The sequence below is a fragment of the Affinundibacterium baiyunense genome (assembly GCF_018139645.1).
Lineage (GTDB): Bacteria > Pseudomonadota > Gammaproteobacteria > Burkholderiales > Burkholderiaceae_D > Undibacterium > Undibacterium baiyunense.
In genome coordinates this window covers 106510-128494 of record NZ_JAGSPM010000009.1, presented here as the reverse complement: position 1 = coordinate 128494, position 21985 = coordinate 106510, and the positions used below count along the sequence as shown (strand labels likewise).

The 21985-nt window shown below is 47.3% G+C and carries 19 protein-coding genes; 12 read left to right on the top strand and 7 right to left on the bottom strand.

The window, feature by feature from the left end; all coding sequences use genetic code 11:
• Window positions 1-2 precede the first annotated feature (2 nt).
• The 5 genes from fdhF to KDM92_RS14665 form a co-directional block, all read right to left on the bottom strand.
• A complete protein-coding gene (fdhF, locus tag KDM92_RS14685) occupies window positions 3-2918 on the bottom strand; it encodes a formate dehydrogenase subunit alpha (RefSeq protein WP_212685198.1) in 2916 nt (971 codons plus the stop codon).
• Between the two features lie 9 nt (window positions 2919-2927).
• Window positions 2928-4508 carry a formate dehydrogenase beta subunit gene (locus tag KDM92_RS14680; protein WP_212685197.1) on the bottom strand — a complete coding sequence of 527 codons (1581 nt, stop codon included), beginning with the start codon at window positions 4506-4508 and terminating at the stop codon, window positions 2928-2930.
• Window positions 4505-5020, bottom strand: a complete 516-nt coding sequence (locus KDM92_RS14675; RefSeq protein WP_212685196.1) for an NAD(P)H-dependent oxidoreductase subunit E — start codon at window positions 5018-5020, stop codon at window positions 4505-4507. The genes KDM92_RS14680 and KDM92_RS14675 overlap by 4 nt, the downstream gene beginning before the upstream one ends.
• A gap of 400 nt (window positions 5021-5420) precedes the next feature.
• Window positions 5421-6188, bottom strand: coding sequence for a type I methionyl aminopeptidase (gene map / locus KDM92_RS14670; protein ID WP_212685249.1), 768 nt, complete (start codon window positions 6186-6188; stop codon window positions 5421-5423).
• Between the two features lie 8 nt (window positions 6189-6196).
• Window positions 6197-6409: a ParD-like family protein gene (locus tag KDM92_RS14665; protein WP_212685195.1), complete on the bottom strand. Its 213-nt coding sequence runs from the start codon at window positions 6407-6409 to the stop codon at window positions 6197-6199.
• A gap of 598 nt (window positions 6410-7007) precedes the next feature.
• On the opposite strand from KDM92_RS14665, the gene KDM92_RS14660 reads away from it, so the two are divergent.
• From KDM92_RS14660 to KDM92_RS14635, 6 genes are all read left to right on the top strand, one after another.
• Window positions 7008-7250, top strand: coding sequence for a hypothetical protein (locus KDM92_RS14660; protein ID WP_212685194.1), 243 nt, complete (start codon window positions 7008-7010; stop codon window positions 7248-7250).
• A gap of 112 nt (window positions 7251-7362) precedes the next feature.
• The gene (locus KDM92_RS14655) at window positions 7363-7857 is read left to right on the top strand and encodes a DUF4304 domain-containing protein (protein ID WP_212685193.1); all 495 of its coding nucleotides are present in this window, start codon (window positions 7363-7365) and stop codon (window positions 7855-7857) included.
• A 61-nt stretch (window positions 7858-7918) separates the two neighbouring features.
• Window positions 7919-8233, top strand: a complete 315-nt coding sequence (locus KDM92_RS14650; protein ID WP_212685192.1) for a hypothetical protein — start codon at window positions 7919-7921, stop codon at window positions 8231-8233.
• A 143-nt stretch (window positions 8234-8376) separates the two neighbouring features.
• Complete coding sequence (locus tag KDM92_RS14645; protein ID WP_212685191.1) at window positions 8377-8661, top strand: hypothetical protein; 285 nt, start codon at window positions 8377-8379, stop codon at window positions 8659-8661.
• A gap of 140 nt (window positions 8662-8801) precedes the next feature.
• Window positions 8802-9392, top strand: a complete 591-nt coding sequence (locus tag KDM92_RS14640) for a cold shock domain-containing protein (protein ID WP_212685190.1) — start codon at window positions 8802-8804, stop codon at window positions 9390-9392.
• A 39-nt stretch (window positions 9393-9431) separates the two neighbouring features.
• Window positions 9432-10016, top strand: coding sequence for a class I SAM-dependent methyltransferase (locus KDM92_RS14635; RefSeq protein WP_212685189.1), 585 nt, complete (start codon window positions 9432-9434; stop codon window positions 10014-10016).
• 19 nt (window positions 10017-10035) lie between these two features.
• Here KDM92_RS14635 and KDM92_RS14630 read toward each other — a convergent pair whose 3' ends face one another.
• Together KDM92_RS14630 and KDM92_RS14625 are read right to left on the bottom strand one after the other, a co-directional pair.
• Window positions 10036-11037, bottom strand: a complete 1002-nt coding sequence (locus tag KDM92_RS14630) for a response regulator (protein WP_212685188.1) — start codon at window positions 11035-11037, stop codon at window positions 10036-10038.
• Window positions 11034-14780, bottom strand: coding sequence for a PAS domain S-box protein (locus KDM92_RS14625; RefSeq protein WP_212685187.1), 3747 nt, complete (start codon window positions 14778-14780; stop codon window positions 11034-11036). The genes KDM92_RS14630 and KDM92_RS14625 overlap by 4 nt, the downstream gene beginning before the upstream one ends.
• Window positions 14781-15411: 631 nt before the next feature.
• Between KDM92_RS14625 and KDM92_RS14620 the strand changes: the two genes are divergently transcribed.
• From KDM92_RS14620 to KDM92_RS14595, 6 genes are all read left to right on the top strand, one after another.
• On the top strand, window positions 15412-16035 hold the full coding sequence (locus tag KDM92_RS14620; RefSeq protein WP_212685186.1) for a uridine kinase family protein: 624 nt from the start codon (window positions 15412-15414) through the stop codon (window positions 16033-16035).
• A gap of 113 nt (window positions 16036-16148) precedes the next feature.
• Window positions 16149-17099: a ribokinase gene (gene rbsK, locus KDM92_RS14615; protein WP_212685185.1), complete on the top strand. Its 951-nt coding sequence runs from the start codon at window positions 16149-16151 to the stop codon at window positions 17097-17099.
• Window positions 17100-17193: 94 nt separating this feature from the next.
• A complete protein-coding gene (locus tag KDM92_RS14610) occupies window positions 17194-18189 on the top strand; it encodes a BMP family lipoprotein (RefSeq protein WP_212685184.1) in 996 nt (331 codons plus the stop codon).
• A gap of 178 nt (window positions 18190-18367) precedes the next feature.
• Window positions 18368-19888, top strand: a complete 1521-nt coding sequence (locus tag KDM92_RS14605; RefSeq protein ID WP_212685183.1) for an ABC transporter ATP-binding protein — start codon at window positions 18368-18370, stop codon at window positions 19886-19888.
• The gene (locus tag KDM92_RS14600; RefSeq protein ID WP_212685182.1) at window positions 19885-20973 is read left to right on the top strand and encodes an ABC transporter permease; all 1089 of its coding nucleotides are present in this window, start codon (window positions 19885-19887) and stop codon (window positions 20971-20973) included. The genes KDM92_RS14605 and KDM92_RS14600 overlap by 4 nt, the downstream gene beginning before the upstream one ends.
• Window positions 20966-21934, top strand: a complete 969-nt coding sequence (locus tag KDM92_RS14595) for an ABC transporter permease (RefSeq protein WP_212685181.1) — start codon at window positions 20966-20968, stop codon at window positions 21932-21934. The genes KDM92_RS14600 and KDM92_RS14595 overlap by 8 nt, the downstream gene beginning before the upstream one ends.
• Window positions 21935-21985: the final 51 nt, after the last annotated feature.

Below are 21985 nucleotides of genomic sequence, written 5' to 3'. Positions count from 1 at the left end.
GTTCATGTTGTCGATTGCGTCCTTGATGATTGCGTTTCTTCAGGCCAAGCAACCTGTGCTAGCGCCAATTGTTCCGTATCAAACGCCTGTTGCGCTTGCTGCCATGCAGATTGTTCCATGCTCGGTTTGGCTGGCATGACTTGCACCGCGGTCACTTTGTACTCAGGACAGTTAGTCGCCCAGTCCGAATTGTCGGTGGTGATCACATTCGCCCCGGATTCAGGGAAATGGAAAGTGGTGTACACCACGCCCGGTTGCATGGTTTGCGTTACAAAGGCACGCAATACCGTATCACCGGCGCGACTTTTGATTTTGACCCACGCATCGTGTTGTATGCCGCGTTCTTCCGCATCATGCGGATGAATGTGCAAACGGTCTTCGTGATGCCATTGGCTGTTTTCTGTACGACGGGTTTGCGCACCGACATTGTATTGCGACAGAATGCGTCCGGTGGTTAACAGGAGTGGGAATTTGCGCGTGACTTTTTCATCGGTAGCGACATATTGCGTGATGATAAAACGTCCTTTGCCGCGCACGAATTGATCGACATGCATAATCGCGGTGCCGGTTTCTGCGGTGGTTTCATTGCATGGCCATTGCACGCTGCCATGTTGATCAATCTTTTCGTAACTCACGCCACGGAAGCTCGGCGTCAGTGCGGCGATTTCTGCCATGATCTCGCTGGGGTGTTGATACTGCATAGGATATCCCAGCGCATTCGCCAGTTTCATCGTCACTTCCCAATCGGCATAACCGGCCTTGGGCGGCATCACTTTGCGTACACGTGAGATACGGCGTTCTGCATTGGTAAAGGTACCGTCTTTTTCGAGGAAAGAAGAACCGGGCAAAAACACGTGCGCGTATTTTGCGGTCTCATTCAAGAAAATATCTTGTACTACCAGACATTCCATCGCCATCAATGCAGCGGTGACGTGCTGGGTATTGGGATCAGATTGAACGATATCTTCGCCTTCACAATACATGCCTTTGAATTCGCCAGCATGCGCAGCGTCGAGCATATTCGGGATGCGTAAGCCTGGCTCGGGATTGAGTGTGACACCCCATGCGGCTTCGAATTGCGAACGCACCGTGCTATCAGAAATATGCCGATAGCCTGGCAATTCATGCGGGAAAGAACCCATGTCACAAGCACCTTGTACATTGTTTTGACCACGCAAAGGATTGACGCCCACACCTTCACGACCGACGTTGCCCGTTGCCATCGCCAGATTGGCGATACCCATCACCATGGTTGAACCCTGTGCGTGTTCGGTCACGCCTAAGCCATAGTAAATCGCTGCATTGCCGCCAGTTGCGTACAAGCGCGCAGCAGCACGGATGTGTGCAGCAGGAACGCCTGTGACAGACTCCATCGCTTCAGGTGAATTATCAGCACGCGCAACAAATGCGCTCCACTCACGCCACGATTTGTCGTCGCAACGTTGTTGTACATAGTCTTGCGCGACTAATCCTTCAGTCACGATCACATGCGCCAGCGCACTGATGATGGCGACATTGGTGCCGGGTTTGAGTTGTAAGTGATAATCCGCTTTGACATGCGGTCCATCGACCAAGTCAATTTGGCGCGGATCAATCACGATCAATTTTGCACCTTGGCGTAGACGTTTTTTCATACGCGAAGCAAATACCGGATGCGCATCGCTTGGATTGGCACCGATCACCATAACCACGTCAGCATGTTCGACCGATTTAAAGGTTTGTGTTCCCGCAGATGTACCAAAAGTTTGACCAAGTCCATAGCCAGTTGGCGAATGGCAAACGCGCGCGCAGGTATCGACATTATTATTACCAAAAGCCGCGCGCACTAATTTTTGTACTAGATACGTTTCTTCATTGGTGCAGCGGGATGAGGTGATGCCACCGATGGCGTCTTTGCCGTACTTGGCTTGTATGCGTTTAAACTCGGAGGCAGCATAATTGATCGCCTCATCCCAACTCACTTCGCGCCATGCGTCATGAATACTCTTGCGTATCATGGGTTTGGTGACGCGATCTTTGTGCGTTGCATAGCCCCAAGCAAAACGTCCTTTGATGCAAGAATGGCCTTCATTCGCTTTGCCATCTTTCCACGGCACCATGCGTACCACTTGGTTGCCTTTCATTTCTGCTTTAAAACCACAACCCACGCCGCAATACGCGCAAGTGGTGATCTTGCTGTGCTCGGCTTGACCCAACATGATCACGGTTTTTTCTTGCAAAGTCGCGGTAGGACAGGCTTCGACACAAGCGCCACAACTCACACATTCTGATTCCATGAATGGCTGATCTTGGCCAGGTGAAACGCGTGCTTCAAATCCACGGCCGCTAATGGTTAAAGCAAACGTGCCTTGGGTTTCTTCGCAAGCGCGTACACAACGATTACAAACGATGCACTTGGATGGATCGTAAGTGAAGTAGGGATTCGATTCATCTTTTTTGCTATCGAGATGATGCTTGCCACCGCTTGTTTTACCATCGCCCGCACCAACACCGTAGCGCACTTCGCGCAATCCCGTGACGCCAGCCATATCTTGTAATTCGCAATTGCCATTGGCAGAGCAGGTTAGGCAATCTAAAGGATGATCAGAGATATATAACTCCATCACGCCTTTGCGTAATTCTTGCAATTGCGGGCTTTGGGTTTTGACTTTCATACCCGCTTCCGCAGGTGTGGTGCATGAGGCAGGAAAACCTTTTCGCCCTTCAATCTCGACTAAACATAAGCGGCAAGAGCCAAATGGTTCTAAGCTATCGGTGGCGCACAGTTTAGGAACTTGTACACCAGCCTCCACCGCCGCGCGCATCAAGGAAGTGCCTGCTGGAACGGTGACGATTTCGCCGTCGATTTCTAGGCTGACTGTTTGTTCAGATTCGCGACGAGGTGTGCCGAAATCAGTATCTTTTAAATGAGAAAGCATCTTGTTCTCCTAGGCCTTGGATAGATCCGAAGCCGGATTTGCCGCTGCTAGACCAAAGTCTTGCGGATAATAATTGAGTGCAGAAATCACCGGATTGGGTGTCATACTACCGAGTGCGCACAGCGAGCCGTATTGCATGGTGTGGCACAAATCGCGTAAGAGTTTTTCTTGCGCAGGTTTGAGTGCAGAATCGGTATCAGCTTGCACCAAACGTTCAATCACTTCGACTCCACGCGTGGAACCGATGCGGCAAGGTGTGCATTTGCCGCAAGATTCAATCGCGCAAAATTCCATCGCATAACGCGCTAGTTTGGACAAATCGGCGGTGTCGTCATGCACTACGATGCCACCATGTCCCAGCGTTGCGCCGACCGCAGCATAGGCTTCGTAATCGAAGGGCAGATCCCAATATTGTTCTGGCACATAGCTACCAAGTGGGCCACCAACTTGCACCGCTTTGATGGGGCGACCACTGGCGCTACCACCACCAAAATCAAACAGCAATTCACGTAGAGTCACGCCGAAAGCTTTTTCGATTAAACCACCGTAGCGAATATTGCCCGCGAGTTGAATCGGCAATGTGCCAGTCGAACGACCTAAGCCCAAGTTTTTGTAGTAAGCGGCACCACGTTCAAGTATGCGCGGTACCGAGGCAAAGCTGATGACATTATTGATCACTGTCGGCGCACCAAATAAACCTTGCATTGCAGGGATAGGTGGCTTGGCACGCACCACACCGCGTTTGCCTTCGATACTCTCTAACATAGCAGTCTCTTCACCGCACACATACGATCCCGCTGCCTTACGTACTTGCAAGTGAAAGCTATGCGATGAGCCAGCGATGCGATCGCCTAAATAACCAGCTGCAGTCGCATTTGCGATGGCAGCCTGCATGACTTCAATCGCACGCGGATATTCAGAACGAATGTAGATATAGCCTTGCGTCGCGCCTGTCGCGATAGCGGCAATGGTCATGCCTTCAATCAGCATGTAGGGATCGCCTTCCATCGTCATGCGGTCGGAATAAGTACCAGAGTCACCTTCATCAGCATTACAGACAATGTATTTTTGAGGAGCTTGCGCTGCTGCCACGGTTTTCCACTTAATCCCGGTTGGAAAAGCAGCACCACCACGACCACGCAATCCAGAATCCAGCACTTCTTGTACGATTTCAGTGGGTGACATGCTTAAGCAGCGGCGTAAGCCTGCAAAACCTTGATGCGCTTCGTAATCGCTAAGTGACAGCGGATCAATCACACCCATGCGCGCGAAACACACGCGCTCTTGTTTCTGTAAATAGGGAATCGCTTCGGTTAAACCAAGACTTAAAGCATGCGCGCCGCAATGTAAAAAGTCAGCGTCGAATAGAGCGTTCACATCCTCCACTTGAACCGGACCATAGGCGACTCGTCCGCCATCTGTTTTAATCTCGACCAAAGGTTCCAACCAAAACATGCCGCGTGAGCCATTGCGAATTAAGTCGATCTCGATACCGCGCTGTTGCGCTTGCGCGAGTATTGTCTCAGCGACTTCATCCGCACCCAAAGCGATGGCTGCGCTGTCGGCAGGCACATAAATACGAATACTCATTTCGTATTCTCCTTTGCTGGTTCTGCTGATGACGCGCTGCTAGTTTGCGTATCCTGATGACGTTTAAGCAGTTGATCAAAACGCGCCGCATTCACGCGTGCATACGGACGTTCATTCACACTTATGGCTGGTGCGGTTGAACAGAGTCCTAAGCAGTACACAGGCTCTAAAGTAATCGCGCTATTGCCATCATCGTTACTAGCACGTTGGCAAGCATGCTTCCACAAAGCCTCTGCATCCATGGATTGACAAGCCTCGGCACGACAAACTTGAACGATAGTTTGTGCCGGTTGCTCTTGCCTAAAGTGGTGATAAAACGTGATCACACCATGCACTTCGGCGCGCGATAAATTCAGCGCTCTGGCGATGATGGGCGTTGCGTCGGCAGGAATAAAACCGAGGCGATCTTGAATCGCATGAAGTATCGGCAGCAAGCCGCTTTGATGAAACTGTTCAGTCTTGTGTTCGAGAATCGCGTTTTGAACCGTCTCTTGTTGATGGTCGCTTAACATGGGCTATCCGCATCTTGGTTGGGGAATTGGGAGAATGTCTTTGCATCCTCCTTCGTATTCCATCATTGTGATAGAAAAAGCCACAATTTTCCAATTGAATTTGGATATAGGTGTTTCGTCCTTGATCTGTGGCGAAAAGTGGGGGGAGTAATGTTCCCCCTCTCGCGCAAGCGTTAGGAGTCTACACAAGTTCAGGTTCGATTAAAAACTCCTTCTCCCGCTAGCGGGAGAAGGCAGGGATGAGGGCAGTTCAGATTGACGAAATGCATTTCGATGCCACGTTCGATATTGAAAGCACATGCAGGTAACATGTTTTCTCGCTTATCAACCTCCCTCACCCCAACCCTCTCCCGCTCGCGGGAGAGGGAGTGTTATTACAAATCCGACGAGTGACGCTCACTCAACCACCAAGCTTTTCATCCGGTCGCAAAGTCAAAACACGCACGCCATCTTTAGTCACCGCTACCGTATGTTCAAACTGAGCCGACCATTTGCCATCGACCGTCACCACCGACCAACCATCATCCTCTGTATCGACCTCGGCCTTACCTTGGTTAATCATCGGTTCTATCGTAAACACCATGCCTTCGCGTAGTGTTAATCCAGTGCGTGGTTTACCCCAATGTAAAACCTCCGGTGCTTCATGCATTTCGCGTCCAATGCCGTGCCCGCAATATTCACGCACCACGGTATAACCATGTTTGCGCACATGGCTTTCAATCGCAAAACCAATATCGCCCAAACGCGCACCAGGTCGCACCGCCTGAATGCCTTTCCATAGTGCTTCGTAGGTCACCTGCACCAAACGCTTGGCTGCTGGCGCGACCTCACCGACTAAGTAGGTCTTACTAGAATCGGCAATAAAACCATGCTTCTCCAAGGTGATGTCAAAATTCACGATATCGCCATTTTGCAAAATCTCGGTAGGCGAGGGCACACCGTGGCAAACCACATGATTGCGCGAAGAATTCAAGGCATAGGAATAACCATACTGCCCCTTACTCGCTGGGCGCGCTTGCAAATCCTGCGTGATGTAATGATCGACGATATCGTTGACCTGCATGGTCGACATGCCGATCAGATTAAGTTGATCCAAATGCGTAAACACCTGCGCCAATAATTTACCCGCCTCCGCCATCAAAGCGATTTCTTCAGGCTGTTTAATGATGGTGCTACTCATGCGCTCACCACCCGCAAAGCCTGCGTCTCCACTCCCGCCGCGCGCATTTCCTCCGCCATGATTTGATGAAAACTCAAAGTAGGATGCATCTCACACAGCATCCCCACCTTAATCCAATACGCCGCCTGCGCATTAATCGAACGACAAGACACCGCACTCGCCTTACGCATTTGATCGTGTAACTCTTCATCGATATTGACGATGCCCATGAAATTTCCTTGATATGGTATGAATATGAACCGTATGTGAAGTATATATTTCAAGTGTACTGTTGTGCAAGCAACTTATTATCGATTCAGTTGCGATGGATTCGATCAATTGCACAAAATGAGCGTGCCTCTTTTGTCGATTCTGTTATACCGCGAAGTGAGTAGACATTATCAATCTATGCAAAGCTGGATAAGGACTTTGAGCGACTCGAAACTTTGTTGATCAAATTTTAAGGATGTGTTAACTTCGGTTTTTTCACTTTAAAACAAGTTCCCTGGAAATAGAGAGCTAGTGTGCAAGTTTGGTGAACCAAATATAGTACACAATAACTGTATGTTTATACAGCTCGAAAAAAATGCTATTTAGTGAAGCGATGAACACCAGCGCGAATAACGACAAGTCGTTGATTCGGACAGGCGATCAACGCTTCAGGTATAAAGCATTTGAACGGGCAAAATTTTGGAGAGTTCGTGGATAAAATTGCTTTGCCGTTGCTCGCCGCTCTCTATTCCAGAGAACGTTCCACTAGAAAGGGACATCGCAAAAACCGCGATGCCCTTCAGTTAAATAGTTAGACACCAACTTTAAAACCATCGCATGTTCTTCTCTAAGCCAGTTACTCGCGAAGATTTCAAGGCGCTCGCTCTAGAGCTAGAAGCCCTTGGTGTGCCCAAAAATTATTTCTCAATTGGTCACACCCAAAACGAACGCACGTGTCTGGTTGAAGAGAATGGCAAGTGGCTTGTCTTCCATTCAGAAAAAGGCCAAATGGCCGATTTGGTTGAGTTCAATAGCTTCAAACAAGCCAAGTCTCATCTACTTGCTCTGCTAAAACCATGAGGGTAGTCGCCATGCCGGTGTCTAACATTACGGTCAAAGCCGTTCCGGCCCTTGGCCTCCACTGGACGTCCCGCAAGCGGGCCGCCCTTTACCTACAACGTTATGCATTTAGATGAATACCTTTTTTAACGTTCAGCGCAAGAAAACAAATGACCTGATGAGAAGCGAGTTGACGGCACAAGTAGTGCCTTACTTGAGGGGCAAAGGGTTTTCTGGAAAGTTGCCCTGTTTCCGGCGTGAGTTTGGAGCTCAACAACAACTTATCGAGTTTCAATTTAATAAATTTGGAAGATGCTTCGCTGTAAATTTATCTATATGTGAACCAAATAAGCTTTTTCTTACGGTTAGCAAAGACCAACTCAAATCACTTAGAAGTCAACGGCTCGGAAGTAGAGCCAAAAGAATAAGACACTCCTTCAATATGGATCACTGGTTTACCTTTCTAAAAGGCTTTGTCTTCTATTTTCCTGCATATCAAGCAGCGGCAAATGAGGTCGTAAAAATGTATGAAGCCGAGGCGGATCTAATATTTGCAGACCTTCAGAAAGCTATCGACACAGGTGTTAGCTGCATACATCTAAAATTAAAGCCACCTAAAAATGCATAACAAAACGTTCGAAAACGTTCCGGTCTTTGGCCTTTCAACTCTGCGATATATGGCTCCCTAAATGAAACTAAATTTCCGCGAAATTTTAGGACTTGTATTGATCGTCCTAGGGACGATTATCATTCCAACTGCTTGGATGTTTAGTAGAACCTTAACTTTGATTGCATTTGTACTCCTTTTTGTCGGATTTACCCTTTTTTATACTGAACGGATATTGAAGCGTGAGGAGAGAATGGCAAAAGAAGCAGGCAGTTCTGGCGAAAACTGTGGAAATCCAATGCCAACAGATATTAATAATCACACTGGGTGGAGAACAGGCGGGAGACGCGTCGATCACAACGATGGTGATTTCGATGGAGGCGGCGATGGTGATTAGCCATATAACATGACAATCGGTCGGACTGGCCGCGATGCGACTGTGTTCTTTTTTAATTTATGGGCGGCCAGCCGTCATTTCGACGTTGAGGTTGAATGTTTAGTCTTACTATCAACGATTCCTCAAACTAACTTTATAAACCCATGGAAAACACCGATTACATCTGGATCATCACCAATCTAACAGGAATCCTTCTAGGCTTATTTTTTAAGCCAAAGATGTCAAGCTTGATCGTGTTGGTGCTGTTGCTTTTGGGCGTGATAGGATTTTTGATTGGTATTTATGCTGCTTGGATTCCTGCTGAACATTTGTGGTTGTTGGTGATGGCTCTACCGATGTCAATTACAGTATTTGGTGCGGCGGTGTTGACTAGTTTGTGCTTGATGTTGATTAAGCGTGCGTTGGGACGTAGCCGTCCATCTGCCTAGATTTCGAATCGATTTCAAATTGTGCGCGCATATTGGAATGTCTGCGCTTTAGTTGTTGATGAATTGCTGATTGAGTTGCTGATTGTTAGACCCTATGCTAGCTTGTGCGCTTTGACTTTCGAGAATACGGTGGAATGTTTATGCGCTTTGAAGGCACGTTGTCTAAGTGGAATGATGATCGTGGTTTTGGTTTCATTAAGCCAAAGCACGGTGATCAAGATATTTTTGTTCATATTTCTGCATTTCCAAAGGATGGTAAGCGACCTTCTATTGGTGAGAAACTTAGCTTTGAATTTCAAGTCGATGAAGATGGTAAAAAAGAAGCTAAAAATCTGCAATGCCTAGACCGATCACCCGCCGAATTTGTTAGTCATCGCCCAGCGATTCATACAAAAGTGCCGACATCGAGTAAGTCCATATTGAGTCGGATATTAGGCTTGGCTTTTTTCGCCGTGATCGGAGTTTTTGCATATGATCAGTTCTCTCGACGCGCCGCATTTGACGGTGAAGTACATGCGGTTAAATCTGAAACCACGGAACTTGTTCAGTCTGCTTCCGCGTCAGCAAACGCTAAGCTTTATCAATGCGATGGTCGTCAGCACTGTTCGCAAATGACTTCGTGTGAAGAAGCAAAATATTTTCTCAAGAATTGTCCTGATCCAAAAATGGATGGCGATCATGATGGAATACCTTGTGAACAAAATCTGTGCACATCGATATTCTCAAATTGAGAAATCTTTGAATTTTCTCTGAATCGCTTTTTACCTAATATGTCCACAGACTCAGCCACCGCCTATGAAACTCACGCACTAGAATTTCTAGGTGCGCGTGATCACTCAATAATTGGTACGGCGGTGTTGCAAGCTTGGTGTGCTAACTTAAGCCCTAATGCGGAAGTGTTGGAGCTGGCTTGTGGTGCGGGTTTTCCGGTGACGCGCATTTTGCAGGAGGCGGGTTTGCGGGTTTGGGCAGTGGATAGTTCGCCTACTTTGCTCGCGCATTTTTACGAGCGGTTTCCGTCCATTCCTGTCGCTTGCGCGCGGGTGCAAGACAGTACGTTTTTTTCTAAGCAGTTTGATGCGGTGTTGGCGATAGGTTTGCTATTTTTGCTGGATGAAGCGGATCAATTGGCTTTGATTCAGCGTCTTGCGACGCATTTGAAACTCGGTGGTCGTTTGTTGTTCACTGCACCGCTACAGGCTTGTCAGTGGCGAGATGCGAGCACCGGTCTTGAGTCGCATTCGTTGGGGCAAGACGCTTATGTCGCTTGTTTGCAAGGGCATGGATTCGCAATGATTGGTCACTACGTTGATGAAGGTGAGAACCATTATTACGAAGCGCAGCGAGTTATTTAGTCTTTGGTTTTTCTACAGTTCAGGCCGCTGTCTCTTCCGCATATTTTTCTTTAATCTCGACCACTGCTGGCAATTGCGCGATAAACAAATCGACCAGTTCAGGATCAAAGTGTTTGCCTTTTTCGCTAAGTAAGAGATCGACTGCTTGTTGTACTTCCCATTCTTTTTTGTAGGGGCGAACCGAGGTCAATGCGTCGAATACATCGGCGATGGCGACGATGCGCGCTTCAATAGGAATGGCTTCGCCAGCGATGCGATGAGGGTAGCCGCTGCCATCAAATTTTTCGTGGTGATAGAGCGCTATCGTGCGTGCCATTTGGAGTAAGGGTGAATCGTGTTCGCCCAAGATCTCTGCACCCATCAAAACGTGTCTTTGCATCATTGCCCATTCGTCTTGATCTAGTTTGCCGGGTTTGAGCAAGACGTGATCAGGCGTGCCGATTTTGCCGATGTCGTGCATTGGTGCGGCATGGAATAGTAAGTCGGCTTGGCTTTCGCTAAAGCCCGCTGCCAGCGCGAGCAGGCGTGAATAGTGGCTCATGCGTATCACGTGTAAACCTGTTTCGTTGTCGCGATACTCTGCAGCGCGGCCTAAGCATTGGATGATTTGCAAACGGGTTTTTTGTAACTCGTCTGCACCAACTAAAGACAGATGGGTTTTGACCCGTGCGCGTACGACGGGCGGGCTAATCGGTTTGGTAATGTAATCCACTGCACCAACTTCAAAACCAGCGGATTCATCGCTGACTTCACTCAATGCGGTGACAAAGATCACGGGAATCGCCTTGGTGGCGGGATTGGCTTTGAGGCGTTTGCAAGTTTCTAAACCCGTTAAGCCCGGCATCATCACATCGAGCAAAATCAAATTTGGCGCTTCTTCTTGCGCGAGTTTGAGTGCCTTTTCACCATCGAGTGCGAACAGTAAACGATAGTCTTCATGCAGCACTTGGCGCAAGATTTGTAAGTTGGTTGCAGCGTCATCAACGATTAAAATTTTTGGTCTTTCGTCTTGTTGTTTCATGACGCATTTCCTTGTGAAGGTTCTTTAGAATTGTGTGCTGATTTTTTTGCCGAATTTTCTGATGAATTTTGTTCAGATTGATAATGATGCTCTAGCTTGCTAACCATGTCTCGCGCAGCTTCAAAGTCAAAGGAGTTGACGATTTGATCGAGCACATCAAAGTCATGTTTTGGCAGCAGTTTTGCCAGCTCGCTCAATACGTTTTCTGCTAATTCACCATGCGCTAAGGCGTCGTCTAGCTTTTGCAATAACGGTAGCAATTGCGATGGATTAATGGGCTGCTTGGTCGTGTCTTGCTTGTTGTTGGCTGTATCAAATTCACCCAATGCATCAGCGACGTTCATGATTTCATCCGCGAGCTGATCGAGTGCAAATTTGATTTGATCGCTATTTTGCGCGGCTAGATCGGCTTCAATTGTGCTGCAAAGATTGGTGGTGCGCGATAGCGCCAGATTGGCCGCAGCGCCTTTTAGTTTGTGTACCAAACTAGCGAAATTGTCGTCCTGCGTCTGCATACTGCGTAAGCGCGGCACAACATCGCGGAAGCTGCTTAAGAATTGACGGATGGCTTCGCGATGCCGTTGCTCGCTGCCCCACAGGCTTTGTCCACGGCTCCAATCGATTACCGAGCCACTTAATTGTTGTATCGATAAATTGGCTGTGGATGTGAGGTCTATCGCGGGAATATCGATATTCAGTAAGCGCGCAATTTCTTGACTGAGTCTTTGCATATCGATGGGCTTGTGGGCAAAACCATCCATGCCCGCTGCTTTAGCTGCTTTTATGTCGGCTTCCAAGACACTCGCAGATAACGCAATCACCGGTGTAGCTTGACGCTGATGCTGCGCTTCAAACAGGCGAATTTGTTGCGTCGCTTCTAGCCCGTTTAATACGGGCATTTGCACATCCATTAAGACGATGTCAAATGAAGTGTTAGAAAAAATCTCAACCGCTTCGGCACCATTGCGCGCAGTGGTGATGCTGTGGCCAAGTTTGCCTAGGATGACTTCGATCAATTCAAGATTTTGCGTAACGTCATCGACTGCAAGTATGCGCAGTGGCGGTAGTTCGATGATCCTTTGTTCATCAATCGCACTGATCGCTTTGCCAATCGGCAAAGGCAATTCAACATGAAATTGACTGCCGACATGGAGCTCACTTTCTACCCAGATACGACCGCCCATCAGTTCGATTAATTGACGCGAAATTGTGGTACCTAAACCAGTACCGCCAAAGCGTCGGCTCATGGACGCATCTGCTTGCGCAAATGGATCGAAGATATGATTCAGGCGATCTGGCGCAATGCCTATGCCTGTATCTTGTACGATGAGGTGGATGCATGCATCTTGTTGTTCAACATGCAGCGTGACTTCACCTTGATCTGTGAACTTGATGGCATTGCCAATCAGATTCAACAAAATTTGTTGTAATCGCAAGGCATCGCCTTGGAAAAATTCAGGCACTGTCTCTGGATAATCGAGTACGAGTGGCAAAGCTTTAGCTTGCGCATTGATGCGTAGCGTCGACATCACTTGCATACACACTTCGCGCAGAGAAAAATCGCGAATCTCTAATTCGACGGCACCGTGTTCTAACTTGGCGGTATCAAGTATGTCGTTTAACAGCGTGAGTAAGGAACGCGCCGAGTTGCGCACCGTAGTTAAGTGGCGTCGCTGTGTATCGTTGACTGGCTCGCTGAGCAGCACATCAGTAAAGCCAAGAATCGCATTCATCGGTGTGCGGATCTCGTGGCTCATATTTGCCAAGAAGGTATTTTTGGCAGCCGCCGCGTGTTCGGCTCTAGCTTTGGCTTCGCGCAAATCTTGTTCCATTGCGTGACGCTCGGATAGATCGCTGGCAAATTTGATGATTTTGTAAGGGCGATTTTCTGGATCAAAAATTGGATTGTAGCTACCGTGTATCCAGATCTCTTGCCCTTGTTTTCCAAAGCGACGAAAATCGCCAGCTGTGTTCAAGCCTTTGCGTAAGGTTTCCCATAGCTGTTGATAGCTTGCTGATTTGACTTCACTTGGTGCACACAAGATGGAATGGTGTCGTCCTACTAGTTCTTCCAGCGCATAGCCAGTAATCGATAAGAAGTTTTGATTGGCGTTTAGGATGTGGCCTTGCAGGTCAAACTCAACTACGCCTAGCGAGCGGCTGATTGCATTGACTACGCCTTCAAATTCGGCATTGCGCCGCTTGTTATCGGAGATGTCGATGATGACGCCATCAATCCATTCGATCTCGCCGTTTTGGCCGCGCACGCCACTGGCACTTTCTGAGACCCAATGTTCTTTGCCGTCACGATCAATGATGCGATATTCCAACATATAGGGCATGCCACTATGCAGTTTTTCACTAACAATGTGGGCGGTCCACTCGCAATCTTCTGGATGCAGAATTTGCGAGAATGTTTTTTTGCCCGAGGTAAAATCTTCTGGCTTCCAGCCAGTTAGACGTTCCACAGCATCGCTTATGAAGAGCATGCTCCAATCTTGATCTAAGCGACAGCGAAAAGCGATACCAGGTAAATTGGCAATTAATGAACGGTATTGCAGTTCGCTATTGCGTAGTGCTTCTTCCATTCGTTTGCGTTCACTAATATCAGTGATAAAACCGACGAACAAAGTCTCGTTCTGCAATGCTGCTTCACCAAGCGCAAGCCGCATTGGGAAGCGTTCGCCATTTTTTCTAAGGCCGATCACTTCACGTCCAGAGCCCAAAGCTTTTGTGCTGATGTCGGTCAAATAGCCGCGTAAATAATTGGCTTCATTGTGACCTGTGGGAGCAGGTAAGATCACTTGAATATGTTGACCTATGATCTCATTCGCACGCCAAGCAAATATGCTTTCTGCGGCGCTATTAAATGCGCGAATGGTGCATTGATGATCAAAGGTGACGATACCATCGATAGCAGTCTCAACGATGGTGCGCGTGCGCGCTTCTGTATGGACCATGCGTTGATAGATGGTGCGGTAACGTAGCAAAATATTGCCAGCCACTGTAATGAGAATCGCCAGTGTCGTGATTCCAGCAATCGATAATGCCAGATCAAAATTTTCGACTGGTGCAAAATTAGATGCCGGATTATTTAAGAAATGCGTGGCTTTCATGCCAGTGTAATGCATCCCGGTAATCGCAATCCCCAGCACAATGCCGCTAATGATGTTGATTGGATTTGCTTTGAGTTTTTGATTGGCGATTAATTTAAAACGCAACCACAAAGCCAGAATCGATAGCGTGACGGCGACGATAATAGAGACACCAAAAATCACAGGATCGAAGCGCAGTGTTAATGATTTATGCACAGCTGCCATGCCGCTGTAGTGCATTACGCCAATTCCAGCGCCAACTAAAATGCCGCTGACTACAAGTTGCCAACGTGTGACACGTTCTTTGGCGATGAGTAGTAGTGCGACCCAGGACGCTAAAAAGCTTGGCAGCATCGAAAGCACCGTAATAATTCTGTCGTAACGAGCCGTGCTACATACGCTAAATGCCAGCATGCCAATGAAGTGCATAGACCACACACCAGATCCCAACACGAAGGCGCCCGATAGCAGATAAATTTGGCGATTGAACGGGCGCTTTTCCGTACGTGCCATGCCTGCTAGTTGGAACGCCATGATGCCCGCTAACACCGCGACAAAAAGCGATAGGGCGACTAAGGGGCGATCATAATCACCGGAGAGTATAGGCAGCGTTTGGCTGTCGAATAAAAAAAAGCGGTGAATTTGCATATCGAGCTTTTCATTGAAAGGGCGAAGCCCGAAATTAGAGAGGAACCAATGTTAAAAAGCTTACTTTGTGGCAATTGATTCTATTCGCTTCAACCTAAAGTCGCAAGCGTAGAAAATGCGTCATGTTGTGTTGCTTTACCTGGATTATTTGGATGAACCAAGTTCTTGCGTTGGAGTCGGTGACTTCTATGTTGATCGACTTACTGATGTGAATATGCAGATGTTAATGTTTGTACATGCTAATTGTTAATGAATTACTTAGTCGCCTTGATGAGCGCCACAAAAGTAATCAAAATTTGTGTGTAATTGTCTAGGATTTTGTCAAGTGTTTAAGTTGATAAGCAATTTAGGCATGATGTGAATCATCATAGAAAACCGCTATACTTCCGTCTTCATAAAATCCGGTCATTGTAAATATTTGGTTTGAAGTGGCTTTTTAAACAAGCTTCAATGTAGAACGCAAGCTCGTCATGTTTGGTAGCAAACTTTTGACACACAATGAATGCTTGGCACGGTTTGTAAAACATCTCGCGCCTGACTTAGCCGGTCACAGTCAATCATAATCAACTAAGTTTATTGCACTCGTATTGCGCTTAGTTGATTTTTTTATTTGAAGTTAGGTATTAGATCAATGAAACCATATCTTGTCGGCATTACCGGCGGTAGCGGTAGTGGCAAAACTACATTTATTAATTCCTTGCTGGCGGCGATGCCTGAAGGAAGTGTGGCGCTGTTGTCGCAAGATAATTACTACAAGTCCATCGATCAGCAATCCAAAGACGAAAATCGAATTGAGAATTTTGATATACCGTCTTCTTTAGATCTCGATAAATTCTATCAAGACGTATTGCGTTTGCGTGATGGTCATAGTTTAGAGATCAAAGAATATACCTTTAATAATGCGGATGTTGTGCCAAAGATTTTTCATATTCCAGCCGCACCAATCGTGCTGCTAGAAGGTATTTATGCGCTGCATAATCCGGCTTTGTACGACATCATTGATTTAAAAGTTTTTATCGATGCAGAAGAACATCATCGTCGCTATCGTCGTGTGCAACGTGACGCGGTCGAGCGTGGCTATGATCAAGACGATGTTTTGTATCGTTTAAGTAATCATCATCAACCCGCCTTTGAAAAATATATCCTGCCACACCGTAGTAATGCCGATATCGTGATTCCAAATAATCATGGTTTTGATAAAGGCTTAGCAATGTTGAGTGTGTTTTTGCAATCAAAAATTGGTAAACCCCTCTAATTTATTCTTGGTCAATTGAAGCTGTAAGTCGTTCGGAATGCATGATTTGTTGAGAGCGATGTCATCTTGGTACTTGTCGCAAGTTTGATGGAAATTGAAATGAGGCACTTGGTATGAAACCGCACATCGCTGTTGTTGGTAGCATCAATATGGATTTGGTTTTTCAGACGCCACGGATGCCGCTGCCGGGCGAGACTTTGATGGGGCATCGTTTTCATTTAGTGCACGGTGGTAAAGGAGCGAATCAAGCGGTGGCGGCAGCCAGAATGGGCGCTGCGGTGAGTATGATTGCGTGTGTTGGCGATGATGCGAATGGACACAGTTGCCTGCAAGCCTTGCAAGCTGATGCAATTGATACAGCGCGTGTGCGCGTAGTGCCAGATTGTGCGACGGGTGTTGCGGGAATTTTGTTGGACGATGCGGGACAGAATAGTATTGTCTTGGCAACTGGTGCAAATGCCTCTTTAGTTGAGTCTGACATAGATGCTGCGCGCAGCACTATTACACAAGCTAAACTGTTATTATGCCAGCTGGAAACACCGCTCTCGACGGTGTTGCATGCGATTCAATCTGCGAAGCAGGTTTCAGTCGCAGCGCAAGAGACCGGACAAGAGCCAGTGAAAGTGGTATTGAATCCAGCACCAGCACAGAAGTTAGATGCGCAGGTATTAAGGCAAGTCGATTATTTGGTGGTGAATGAAACCGAGGCGAGTTTGCTAAGTGATGTCAGCGTGACCGATTTGCCGAGTGCGCAAGCGGCAGCGACAGTGTTGCAGCAACTTGGCGCGAGTGTCGTGATCGTGACACTTGGTGCGATGGGGATTTGGGTGGCTGATGCAGATCAAGCCTATTCTCTGCCAGCGTTTCAAGTCAAGGTCGTCGATACGACGGCTGCTGGAGATACCTTTGTCGGTAGCTTCGCAGTAGCGATCGCAGAAGGAATGGATTTACGTGCTGCTTGTATGTTTGCACAAAGTGCGGCGGCATTAGCGGTGACCCAATTGGGTGCGCAGACCTCGATCCCACATCGAGGCGCGGTAGAGCGGCAGTTACAGAGTCTGTGAGTGCCATAAATTTTATGCTAATAAATTGGCGAGGCGCTGAATTCAAAGCCCCTTGCAAATGAAGCTTACCAAGCTATTCAGGAGTTATTAAAAAATGAAATTGCGTTCATCACTTCTATTCAGTGCATTGCTTTCCGTGTCCGCATTGGCTGCAGCGAACCAGCCTAAATATGCTTTGGTTTATGACGCGGGTGGTAAGTTTGACCGTTCATTTAATCAGTCTGCTTATGAGGGTGCGGAACGCTTCAAAAAAGATACCAAGATCTCTTACATAGATGTGCAAGTGATGAGTAATGCGCAGGGTGAGCAAGTGTTGCGCAATTTGGCTCGCAAAGGTATTGATTTAATTGCGGCGATTGGTTTCACGCATGCACAGCAAGTGCAAACTGTCGCAAAAGAATTTCCAAAAACGAAGTTTGTGATTGTGGATGGTGCAGCTACTGGTGCTAATGTCAGTTCTATCTTGTTTAAAGAACAGGAAGGTTCTTATTTGGTTGGCGTTGCCGCCGCGATGGCATCAAAATCAAAAAAACTTGGCTTTATTGGTGGTATCGATATCCCACTGATTCGCGCATTTGCTTGTGGTTATACGCAAGGTGCAAAATCGGTTGATCCGAAAGTTGACGTTGCGCAAAACGTGGTCGGTACAACTGCGACTGCTTGGAATGATCCAGCCAAAGGTAGCGAATTGGCGCGTGCGCAAATGGAGCGTGGCGTGGATGTGATTTTTGCAGCAGCTGGTGGTAGCGGCATGGGGGCATTACAGGCAGCAAAAGAAAAAGGCAAGATGGCGATTGGCGTTGACTCCAATCAAAATTATCTTTATCCAGGTGTGATGTTGACTTCAATGGTCAAACGTGTTGACAATGCTGTGTATGAGAATTTTATGCAGATGAAAAATGGCACATGGAAAGCCGGTGTGGCAAATTTAGGTCTGAAAGAAGGTGGCGTGGATTGGGCGCTCGACAAAGACAATCGTAGTTTAATCACCCCAGAAATTGAAAAGCGCGTCAACGCAGCGAAGCAAGATATTTTGAGTGGTAAAGTCAAAGTAGTTGATTATCGCGAAGCAAGCCGTTGCCCCTTATAAGTTTGATCAAAGCCGTAGCATTGGATGATGCTGCGGCTTTGCTTTATCTAAAAAGATTGTTCTAAAAATTTCACTGTAACTTTGCCTTGGTACTTTCGTAAGGCATTGGTTAGGTCCAAACTAAGCGCAATCTAAGCTAACACTGAGCTCAAACTGAGCTAATACCCAATTGAACAATATGTCCACAGCAGTAGAATTTCGCCAAATTTCAAAGCGCTTCGGGAAAGTTCTTGCGAACGATGCCGTGAATTTCTCCATCGCGCAAGGCACGATACACGGCATTATTGGTGAAAATGGTGCTGGTAAATCGACCTTGATGAGTATCTTGTATGGATACTATCACGCTGATGCTGGCGAGATACTCATCAATGGCGAAGTGCAAAACATACGTAATAGCCACACTGCGATTCAGCTTGGCATTGGCATGGTGTATCAACACTTCATGTTGGTTGAAGACATGACAGTGTTAGACAACATTATGCTTGGTATGGAAGGCGGTTTCCGTCTGCGTCAACAGCGTAAAAAAATCGCGGCTGACTTGGTGCAACTGTGCGAAGACTACGGGTTGGAAATCAAACTCGATGCGCGTATCGATTCCTTATCTGTTGGCGAACAACAGCGCGTAGAAATTTTAAAACAGCTGTATCGCAACGCCAGTATTTTGATTCTGGATGAACCAACAGCAGTGTTAACGCCGCAAGAGACCGATGCCTTGTTTGCGATTTTGCGTTTGTTTAAACAGCAGGGAAAAACCGTGATCTTAATCACGCACAAGCTCGCTGAGATTTTAGCGATCACCGACGCGGTGACGGTAATGCGCGCTGGTGGTGTCGTCGCAACGCTAGAGACTGTGCAATCAAATCAAGAGGATTTGGCGCACAAAATGGTCGGACGTAAAGTGGCGACCGAGTTGCCACGTCAAACTTTATCAGCCGGAGCGACCGTGCTGCGGGTTGATGATCTCAGCCTACAAAATGAACAAGGTGTGCATTTATTACGCGGCTTAAATTTTTCTGTGCAAGCGGGTGAGATCGTCGCGATTGCCGGAGTCTCCGGTAATGGACAGTCGGAATTACTCGAAATTTTGGCGGGAATGCGCAATTTAAAAGGCGACAAAATTAGCGGCAATGTGCATATTCAAGATTTAACGCTTAGCTTCAATAAGAAAGATCCTACTTTGGCAGCGACGCTGCGTAAGTTAGGCGTCTCGCATGTGCCAGAGGATCGTTTGCGCGATGGTGTCATCAAGGATTTTCCTGTTTGGGAAAATATTTTGTTAGGCCAGCAAAGCGATCAAATTTATTTGGATAAAAAACAATGCGTAGCAGCTAGCGATGCATTACTGGCGCAATTTGAAGTGCGTCCGCTCGATTCGCATTTGCGCCTGTCGCAATTATCCGGTGGCAATCAACAAAAAATTGTTTTAGCACGCGAAATCGCAGCCCGTCCTAAATTGATGCTGGTCGGCCAACCAACGCGCGGCGTTGATATCGGCACCATTCAAAGAATCCATACCGAGTTATTAGCCTTGCGTGATGCTGGCGTAGCGATCTTGTTGGTTTCTGCAGAATTAGAAGAAATTCGGGCTTTGGCTGATCGCATTTTAGTGATGTCGGGTGGCTGTATCACGGGCGAATTAAATATCGCTGATTACGACACGACACGAATTGGTTTATTGATGGGTGGCTTACACAAATGAATTCTGATTTACCTCGTTGGGCGACCAATGTCGCTCTGCCTATGCTGAACTTGCTATCCGCGATGGTGGTGGCGGCAGGCGTGATTTATTTGCTAGGTGAAAGTCCATTAGAAGCATTGGGTATTTTGGTTAACAGCGCGCTTGGTAATGCTGAGGGATTTGGTTATACCTTATTTTATGCAACCACTTTTATCTTTACTGGCTTGTCGGTATCGATCGCCATGCAAGCAGGTTTATTTAATATTGGTAGCGATGGTCAAATGTATTTAGGTGGACTGGGTTTGACCCTCGCCATGCTGCAATTTGACGCGAGTTTATCCCCCTGGTTGTTGATTCCTATGGGAATTACGGCGGCTGCCTTGTTCGGCGCGACATGGGCATTTATCCCTGGTTATTTGCAAGCTAAACGCGGTAGTCATGTGGTCGTGACGACGATTATGTTTAACTTTATCGCTGCGTCCTTGATGAATTTCATCATCATTACTTACATGATCCCGACTGGTGAGCAAAATCCAGCAAGTAGAGTATTTGCTGAAGCAGCTTGGGTTCCTCGGATTGACACATGGTTGCCCGTGTTGGGCGAAACCCCCTTGAACTTAACTTTTCCAATCGCGATTATTTGTTTGATTGCCTACGGCTTGCTGGTGTGGCGTACGCGCTGGGGCTATGCATTGCGCGCAGCAGGTAAGAGCCCGCATGCCGCTTTGTATGCAGGTATTTCGATGTCGACAGTGATTATCGTCGCGATGCTGGCATCGGGTGCATTGGCTGGCGTGGCCGCTGTCAATAGCGTGGCGGGTTCTATGCATTATTTGAGTTTGAACTTTACCGCGGGTGCAGGGTTTATTGGTATTGCGGTGGCATTGATGGGGCGCCAACATCCTATTGGTATCTTTTTGGCGGCGCTGTTATTCGGGATTTTGATACAAGGTGGCTTTGATCTGTCTTTAGAAAAATCGAATATTCCTTCTGAGACCTTTGTGTTTATTCAAGGCTTAATTATTCTATTTTGTGGTGCGATGGAAAACATGTATGCACCCTTCTTATCACGCGTGCTCAAAATGAAGTGGGGAAAAAATGTTTGATGATTTTCAATTCTCTACAATTCTAGTCGCGACGATTCGCAACGCGCCAGTGTTGCTGTTTGCCGCTTTCGCAGGTGTTTTCGCTGAACGCAGTGGCATCATAGACTTGGCGTTAGAAGGAAAAATGTTGACCGCAGCATTCGCTGCGGCGGCTTGTACCTTTGCCACACAAAATCCGTATATCGGGATTGCCGCTGGTATGTTGGTGTCGTGTGTGATCGTTTTATTGCAAGGTTATGTGTCGATAAATCAAAAGGGTAATCAATTGGTTTTCGGTATCGCGATCAATATTGCGATGTCTGGTTTGACTTTCGTTTTGGCGCAATACTTTTTCCAATTGGGTGGTCGTAGTCCGGATTTAGGTGAGGCGAGATTACCCGTGCTGCACTTTCCGTTTGCTGATTGGTGGTCAAACATTCCCGCTTTAAATTGGTTGCTCGGTAAATTTTTAGGCGGGCATACGATCTTGGTGTATCTAGCGTTTGCACTAATTCCTTGCATACATTGGTTGATCAATCACAGCCGTTTTGGCTTGCGTCTACGTGCGGTTGGTGAGAACCCTCATGCAGCAGATGCCGCTGGGATCAATGTGGCGCAAACACGTTATTTGGCCTTGTTGTGTGGTGGCGTCTTGTGCTCGTTTTCTGGTGCTTACTTAGCGATTGTACAAAGTGGATTTTTCTTGCGCGATATGTCTGCAGGTAACGGTTTCTTGGCATTGACGGCAATGGTGTTCGGTAATTGGCGACCATTGCAAACTGCATTAGGTTGTTTGATGTTTGGCTTCTTTGCTGCTTTGCAAATCCAGATGGAAGGTGTGGCTTTCCCTGTTGTTGGGCAAATTCCTGGCTCTTTAATACAGATGCTGCCATTCGTTGTGACGGTTGTTGTATTGGCTGGTGTGATGGCGAAATCGGTGGGGCCAAAAGCCTTGGGTGTGCCATTTGTGAAGTCGCGTTAAAAAAATTTGCACAATGGTTTGTGCACGAGTTCGGCTCAAGCTTTGCGAGTT